Origin of the sequence: Aquirufa sp. (assembly GCF_044342065.1) — a bacterium.
Taxonomy (GTDB): domain Bacteria; phylum Bacteroidota; class Bacteroidia; order Cytophagales; family Spirosomataceae; genus Aquirufa.
On record NZ_JBIIQN010000017.1, the window covers coordinates 44,236 to 51,741 of the forward strand.

Below are 7,506 nucleotides of genomic sequence, written 5' to 3' on the forward strand. Positions count from 1 at the left end.
CTATGCCTCTCTTTTTAAATAATCATTTCGAGATAAATACTTTTCAATAATGACGTAAAGCAAGATAAACAGGTAGCGACTACCCATTTCTTTAATTTTCAAATTGGATTCTCCTGCCTTCCGGTTACGCCAGGAATTAGGTAAAACGCCATAACTATACCCCCGAATGATGGCCTTCAATGGTAACTCGATGGTAAGATTGAAATGTGCCGAAAGAAAAGGTTTTAATCCTTGTATCGTAGATTTTTTATAAAGCTTAAATGCGTTGGTTGAGTCGTTATAGGACATCCCGATCAACAAGCGAATAAGCGTATTTGCAAATCGATTGATCAAATATTTGTGTTTGGGATAATCGTAAGTAGACCCGCCTCGAACAAATCGAGATCCGAAAACACAATCCAGATTTTCAGCAACCATTTTCCGATAAAAGGCCACTAAATCTGCTGGGTCATCGGATAAATCCGACATCATAATGGCAACACAATCGCCTTGAAAACGCTCTAATCCATATCGGATGGCATAGCCAAAGCCGTTAGGGCCTAGATTCGTATGTACCACCAAAGTAGGAATGGTTTCTTGAATGGTTGTTAACAATCCCAGCGTATTATCCTTGGAATTATCATTGACAACGACGATTTCATGGTCAATTTGTTCTTCCTGCAATTTAGCATAAAGCGTTCGTAAGGTTTCTTCGATGGAACCTTCTTCGTTGTACGCAGGTAAAACGATGCTTAATTTCATTAGGCTAATATGGCTTTTAGCGAGGCTTCATCACGGATGAACCATTCATTGACTTCTTGAAGTAAAGAAGAAACACTTATTTCAGGTGTCCATCCACTAAACTCCGTAATTTTACTGTTGTTAGTTACATAGATAGGTAAATCCCCTGGTCTGTTTTCAAGTGAGGAACCCATTTCTATTGTATTTCCGCTAATTTGGGAACAAAGGTCTGTTAATTCCGCCAGCGAAACGGTGTTCCTAAGCCCTCCACCTACATTGAAAATTTGCCCTTTTTGTAATCCTAAATTTGCTATTTGCCATTGAACTAAACGGAACAAATCTCGAACATGTAATACATCACGGGCCTGCTGGCCTAAACCGCCATATCCAATATAGCCTAAGCGACCTTTCCAGAAATGTTTGGCCATCCAAAGAACAATGACGCCTTGGTCAATTTTCCCCATTTGGTATGGGCCACTCAATACCCCACAGCGATTAATGACTGCCGGTAAACCGAAATTATGTGCAAATTCTTGAATGAAATATTCCGAGGCCAATTTAGTTGCCCCATACAAGGAGCGTAAACCTTCTAATGGATAATTTTCAGCAACCCCCTGTTCTGATAAACCCCTTAGCTTTTGTTCATTTGCCAGGTTAAAACGTTTGGGAGAGGCTACTAAACTTGCTTCTGCCAACGTATCATAAGGATATACGCGTGAGGTGGAAAGGAAAATGATGGCAGCTTGATGTCTTTTTGCAAAATAGAGTGTATTGATTGTTCCGTTTAAGTTGGTGTCAATCAAATTCTCCAATTCCCCTGGTACTTTCCCAGCGAGTACAGATGGTTCTGCAGCGGCATCAATCACGATGTCTACAGCAGGAATACGGTCAAAATCCGTTTTAATTCGTACATCACCATGAACAAATTGGCCGCCAGCCGTGAGTACTTTTTGTAAGTTTACTTCAGAGCCTCGGCGTGATAAATTATCGAGGCAATAGACTTCTGAATCTGTGTAATACTGCTTGAATAACACGGCTAGATTTGATCCCACAAAGCCGCAACCTCCTGTTATTAATATTTTCATGCTTCCATGTATCGGTTGTAGATATCAAGAAATACATCTTCCAATGATTTTGTAATATCCCAATTCGGATAGTGTTCCTTCATTTTACGTAAATCACTGTAGTAACAAATGTGGTCACCAATACGGTTTTGATCTACATATTTATATTTCATTGGCTTGCCTGAAATCTTTGCGATTAAGTCAAATGCCTCTAAAATGGAAACAGAATTATCTTTTCCTCCTCCAATATTATATACCTCGGCTACCCGTGGCGCCTGGATGAATTCTTCAATAAAACGCGCCACATCGAATGAGTGAATGTTGTCACGTACTTGTTTGCCTTTGTATCCAAATACGCTGTATTCACGTTCTTCGATATTGCATTTAATCAAATAGCTTAAGAAACCATGTAATTCTACACCTGCGTGGTTAGGGCCTGTTAAACACCCCCCGCGCAAACAGGCGGTAGGCATGTTGAAATAACGACCATATTCTTGAACAGAAATATCAGCTGAAACCTTGGATGCTCCGAACAAGGAGTGCTTCGACTGGTCGATACTGAAATGTTCAGCGATACCATGCTCATATGCAGCATCATCGTAATCATATCGGGTTTCCAACTCCTTCATTTTGATGTTGTTCGGCGCGTCCCCGTATACTTTGTTTGTAGATAGGTGAACAAATGGAACTTCAGTCGAATAACGGCGAAGTGATTCCAACAAGTTGAATGTCCCTACGGCATTCGTGTCGAAATCTTCAAATGGAATCGATGCGGCGCGATCATGACTTGGCTGAGCAGCGGTATGTACGATGGCATCTGGTTTGATTTGAGGTATGATGTCTAAAATGGCTTGGCGATCACGAATATCGATATCCGTATATAATTTATATTGACTGCCATATTTTGCCAATCGGTCTTTGTTAGATGAATTATCTCCTTGTAATCCAAAAAAGATGGCACGCTGGTTATTATCAATTCCATGTACTTCCCAACCTTTTTCTAAGAAATATTCACTTACTTCTGAGCCAATGAGACCCATCGAGCCTGTTACGATTAATTTTTTAGACATCTAATTTTAATTTAAAAAACAAAGGTAACAAAAATGTCAATTTTTACCATCTATTGAGCCATATCTAAAATGCGTAATTGAAGTTTTCGATCCCCTCTGAATTCATTGATATCCAAATGATAAACGATTTTAAATGGAATCTGCTTTTCATACGCATCAACTAGACCTTCGTAATAATCACCGCGAATTCCAAATCCCACAGCTTCCCATGCACGCCCTCCGGGCTGGTCGGAGATAACAATTTTTAAATGCTCTTCTTTCATGATAAGTGGAGCTTGGCAGAGGTAAACGCCTGAACTTAAGAAATTAGGCAGCATATTAGCTGGGCCGTATGGAGAAAGGCGGGTCAATAAATTATCATGAAATGCCAAGCTTAATGCTTGCAATGGAATTTCCATGTCGACTGTTAAGTCTGCTCGCTGAACTCCTTTTGGGGTTCCAGCTTGTACAAGTGACTCAAATCGCTCAATGAATGCGGGTAAGTTTTCTTGAGTTAAATGCAAGCCAGCCGCATGGGTATGGCCACCAAATTGGGTTAATAAATCTGCGCATTGCTCTAGGGCATGATGTATATCAAAGCCTTTGACTGATCGTGCTGATCCTACAACTTGGCCATGTGATTCGGTTAGAATGATGGTAGGCCGGTAATAATAGTCCTGAATTTTACTGGCAACAATGCCGACTACCCCTTTATGCCATCCGGCTTGAAACAAGACTGAGCTACTGGCATTTTGTAAAAAATCATTCCCTTCAAACATTTGTAAAGCTTGTTGGACAATCTCTTTCTCCACAACGCGGCGGTCGAGATTATGTTGAATAACAGCTTCTGCCATCATCCCAGCTTCAGTTTCATCAGAAGCTAATAGTAGTTTAACGGCTCCGTGCGCATGTTCCATCCTACCTGCCGCATTGATGATGGGGGAGATCGAAAAGACAATATCAGCTATTTGAATCGGGGCTTTTTTATTCGCTTTTTGAAGTAAATATCCCAGACCTGGACTTGGGTTTGTGCCAAGTTTTTGTAATCCAAAATAGGCTAATACTCGATTTTCGTCAATGATGGGGACCATGTCCGCAGCGATGGATGCCGCGAGTAAATCGATGCGATCTACGAGAGGTTCTAAATCTAAATCATTTTCTTGAATGAAACCTTGTAGGAGTTTAAACCCAACTCCACATCCAGTGAGTTCCTTGAAGGGATAAGCGCAGTCTTTTCGTTTGGGATCGAGTACGGCATAGGCCTCTGGCAGTGTTGCTTCGGGTAAGTGATGATCACATATGATGAAGTCAATGCCATGTTCATTGCACCAAAGTACGCGTTCATGCGCTTTGATTCCGCAGTCTAACGAAATGATTAAGGTATAGCCATTGTCGGCCGCATATTGTACACCAGCCTGCGAAACGCCATAGCCCTCCGCATATCGATCCGGGATATAATAATCGCAATCCGCACCTAATTCTTGCGATAAATACCCATAAACCAACGCCACAGAGGTAGTACCATCGACATCATAATCCCCATAAATCAAGATTTTTTCACCCAATTCCAGTGCTTGATTCAGTCGGCCAACGGCCTTATCCAGGTCTTTCATCAGAAAGGGATCGTACAATTGCTCCCATGAAGGCACCATAAAGGATTTAGCAGCGGTAAGCGATTCTAGCTTTCGAGAAACGAGCAATCGTAAAAAATAGGGATTAATGTGGGCTTGAAATTCATCCCCAAGTCTTTTTATCGATTGAGGGTCAGGTTCGGGTACATGTATCCAGTTTTTCTTCGCTTGCAGCATGTTGATTTTTTTATTGGCAATTTGCATTCGCTAGGGTGCTTATGCAAGGGTTTAACTAGATTATCAGGAAACTTTTAGGACAAAATAGGAACTTGCGTGGGGGTAGACGCTGCCGGGGTCGCAGACCCCGGCAGCGTCACTCTTTTCAATGCTTAATCCCTTCACGCTTCACCACCTTATAAAAGGTCAATAGCACGACGTAAAGGTCGAAAATGAGCGATTTTTTATCAAGATATTCATAATCTAGTTGCACCTTTTTAGCTAGTTCAATTTCGTCCCGACCGTTTACTTGCGCCCAACCGGTAAGTCCGGGTTTAACTAAATGAATTCCTTTCGCTGTACGAGCGTCGATTAAATCTTGTTGGTTCGACAAAGCGGGCCTGGGCCCTACCACCGACATATCTCCGCGCAGAATACACCACAATTGCGGTAATTCATCCAAACTACTTCTTCGTAAAAATGATCCAATGGGAGTCAAATAAACGTCCGGGTTTTCCAATAAATGAGATGGCAAAACGGGTGTTTCTATCCGCATCGTTCGAAATTTTGGCATATTGAAAACCGCGTTTCCTTTGCCTATTCGTTGAGACCAATACAATATGGGGCCTTTGGAGCTAAGCCAAACGGCTATGGCGAGGGCAAACATCGGTATGGCAAATAGCATGCCGGCAACCATGACCACGATTAGATCAAAAAGTCTTTTCATGCTTTCGAAATAGCCTGATTTAAATCTTCCCACAAATCTTCTACATGTTCCAGACCAATCGACAAGCGCAATAAATTTCCAGGTGTTTGACTTCCTGGTCCTTCGATCGACTTGCGATGCTCAACCAAGCTTTCCACTCCACCTAAACTCGTCGCTTGTTGGAATAACTGTAAGGTGTTTGCCACTTTGCGCGCTTTGGCCTCGTCCCCTTTTACCTGGATGGAAATCATCCCGCTTTGCCCATTAGGCATTTGTTTGATTGCTAAAGCATAATTTGGATTTGAAGGTAAGCCTGGATAATGAACAAGTTCTATACCAGGATGTTGCGCTAAACGTGTCGCTAATTCCAAGGCATTTTTACTGTGCTCACGCATACGCAGCGGTAAAGTTTTCAAACCACGTGCTAATAAGTAGCAATCCAATGGATTCTGTGTCGCGCCCATCAAAATTTGTACGCGTTTTACGCGCTCGGTCCAGGCTGATGCTTTTTTGAAAACAACTGCGCCACCTAAAATATCTGAATGCCCACCAATGTATTTTGTGGTTGCATGCATGACAATATCAGCGCCAAATTGAATGGGATTCTGTAAAATGGGGCTGGTTAAGGTATTATCTACTCCTACGAAAATACCTCGCGAATGGGCGATTTGGCATACAGCTTCGATATCAGTCAATGTTAACAGGGGATTGGCTGGGGTTTCAATCCAAATCAATTTGGTTTCAGGGCGAATAGCGGCTTCAATAGAAGCCAAATCCGTCATATCCACTTGAGAAACTAGCAGTCCCCAAGGCCCCATAATTTCCTCTGCTAATTTATAGCTAGCATAATAACCAACCGTGGGCATAAGTATATGATCGCCCGATTTTAAACACTGGAAAACAGCCGAAACAGCCGCGAGTCCCGATCCAAAAACAAAGGCAAGTTCCCCGCCTTCTAATTGGGCAAGACCTTTTTCCAATACGTCCCGGTTGGGGTTCGAATTACGAGAATACATATGCCCTTTGGGATAGGTGCCATCCTCGGACCGCTCAAAAGTAGTCGTTAGAAATACCGGAGGTGCTATGGAAGCTGCCGTTTCATCCTTCAAATGCGTAGAATGGATGGCAATTGTTTCTTTTCTCATGCTTATTTCTTTTTCAACTCAAAATTCTTTCCTAAATACAATCGGCGCACTTGCTCGTCGTCAGCGAGCTCTTGTGGCGTACCTGCTTTTAAAATTTTACCTTCGAAAAGTAGATAAGCACGATCTGTAATGGATAAGGTTTCATCCACATTATGGTCGGTAATTAGGATACCAATATTGCGGTATTTTAATTTAGCTACGATGGTTTGAATCTCTTCAACTGCGATGGGGTCAACCCCTGCAAATGGTTCATCCAAGAGGATAAATTTCGGGTCTACAGCCAATGCGCGCGCAATTTCGGTACGTCTTCTTTCTCCGCCAGAAAGCACTTGACCTAGATTTTTCCTAACATGGGTCAAAGAAAATTCCTCCAATAAACGCTCCGTTTTTTCCTTCTGTTCTGCTTTGGACAAATCCGTCATTTCGAGAACGGCCAAGATATTTTCTTCAACAGTCAATGTTCTAAACACCGAAGCCTCTTGGGCTAAATAGCCTACACCAAGCCTAGCCCTTTTGTACATAGGTAAGTCGGTGACATCTAAATCATCCAAAAACACCTTGCCTTCATTCGGTTTAACCAAGCCAGTTGCTATGTAAAAGGAGGTTGTCTTCCCTGCTCCGTTTGGTCCCAATAAACCAACAATTTCACCTTGGGCTACTTGGTACGAGATGTGGTCATTGACAAGTCGTTGGCCGTATTTTTTAACCAGATTTTCGGTACGTAAGATCATATGATTTGCCTTTCAATTTAGGCTGAATTTAAAATTACAAAATCCGACTGAGAATAGATGTGGGATTTTAAAATTTCGTTTGATAGCTAGCTAAGTTGGCTCCAATCCAAATATTTTTAGGCCCAAATTGGGATTAAAAAAAAACTTTCCTATTTTTGCAGTCCCATATCCATGGGACCAACGCGGTGGATTAGCTCAGTTGGTAGAGCATCGGACTGAAAATCCGTGTGTCCCCGGTTCGAGTCCGGGATCTACCACCATTTAAATTGTAAAAACCCTTTCTAACTGAATAGAAAGGGTTTTT

Annotated in this window: 7 protein-coding genes and 1 tRNA gene; 1 reads left to right on the forward strand and 7 read right to left on the reverse strand. The window is 42.0% G+C overall.

Features of this window, described 5'->3' with window-relative positions:
- The 7 genes from ACIQZ2_RS07620 to lptB form a co-directional block, all read right to left on the reverse strand.
- Positions 1 to 741: a glycosyltransferase family 2 protein gene (locus ACIQZ2_RS07620; protein WP_395768256.1), complete on the reverse strand. Its 741-nt coding sequence runs from the start codon at positions 739 to 741 to the stop codon at positions 1 to 3.
- The gene (locus ACIQZ2_RS07625; RefSeq protein ID WP_395768257.1) at positions 741 to 1,805 is read right to left on the reverse strand and encodes an NAD-dependent epimerase/dehydratase family protein; all 1,065 of its coding nucleotides are present in this window, start codon (positions 1,803 to 1,805) and stop codon (positions 741 to 743) included. Before ACIQZ2_RS07625 ends, ACIQZ2_RS07620 begins: the two co-directional genes overlap by 1 nt.
- Positions 1,802 to 2,854 carry an NAD-dependent epimerase/dehydratase family protein gene (locus ACIQZ2_RS07630; protein ID WP_395768258.1) on the reverse strand — a complete coding sequence of 351 codons (1,053 nt, stop codon included), beginning with the start codon at positions 2,852 to 2,854 and terminating at the stop codon, positions 1,802 to 1,804. The genes ACIQZ2_RS07625 and ACIQZ2_RS07630 overlap by 4 nt, the downstream gene beginning before the upstream one ends.
- Positions 2,855 to 2,904: 50 nt before the next feature.
- Positions 2,905 to 4,668 (reverse strand): single-stranded-DNA-specific exonuclease RecJ, encoded by a 1,764-nt coding sequence (gene recJ, locus ACIQZ2_RS07635; RefSeq protein ID WP_395768259.1) that lies wholly within the window; start codon positions 4,666 to 4,668, stop codon positions 2,905 to 2,907.
- A gap of 118 nt (positions 4,669 to 4,786) precedes the next feature.
- Entirely contained in the window at positions 4,787 to 5,347 is a 561-nt protein-coding gene (locus ACIQZ2_RS07640; RefSeq protein WP_395768260.1) for a sugar transferase, read from the reverse strand.
- The gene (locus ACIQZ2_RS07645) at positions 5,344 to 6,471 is read right to left on the reverse strand and encodes a trans-sulfuration enzyme family protein (RefSeq protein ID WP_395768261.1); all 1,128 of its coding nucleotides are present in this window, start codon (positions 6,469 to 6,471) and stop codon (positions 5,344 to 5,346) included. Before ACIQZ2_RS07645 ends, ACIQZ2_RS07640 begins: the two co-directional genes overlap by 4 nt.
- A 2-nt stretch (positions 6,472 to 6,473) precedes the next feature.
- Entirely contained in the window at positions 6,474 to 7,202 is a 729-nt protein-coding gene (gene lptB / locus ACIQZ2_RS07650; protein WP_395768262.1) for an LPS export ABC transporter ATP-binding protein, read from the reverse strand.
- Between the two features lie 184 nt (positions 7,203 to 7,386).
- Between lptB and ACIQZ2_RS07655 the strand changes: the two genes are divergently transcribed.
- Positions 7,387 to 7,462 (forward strand) — tRNA-Phe (locus ACIQZ2_RS07655).
- Positions 7,463 to 7,506: the final 44 nt, after the last annotated feature.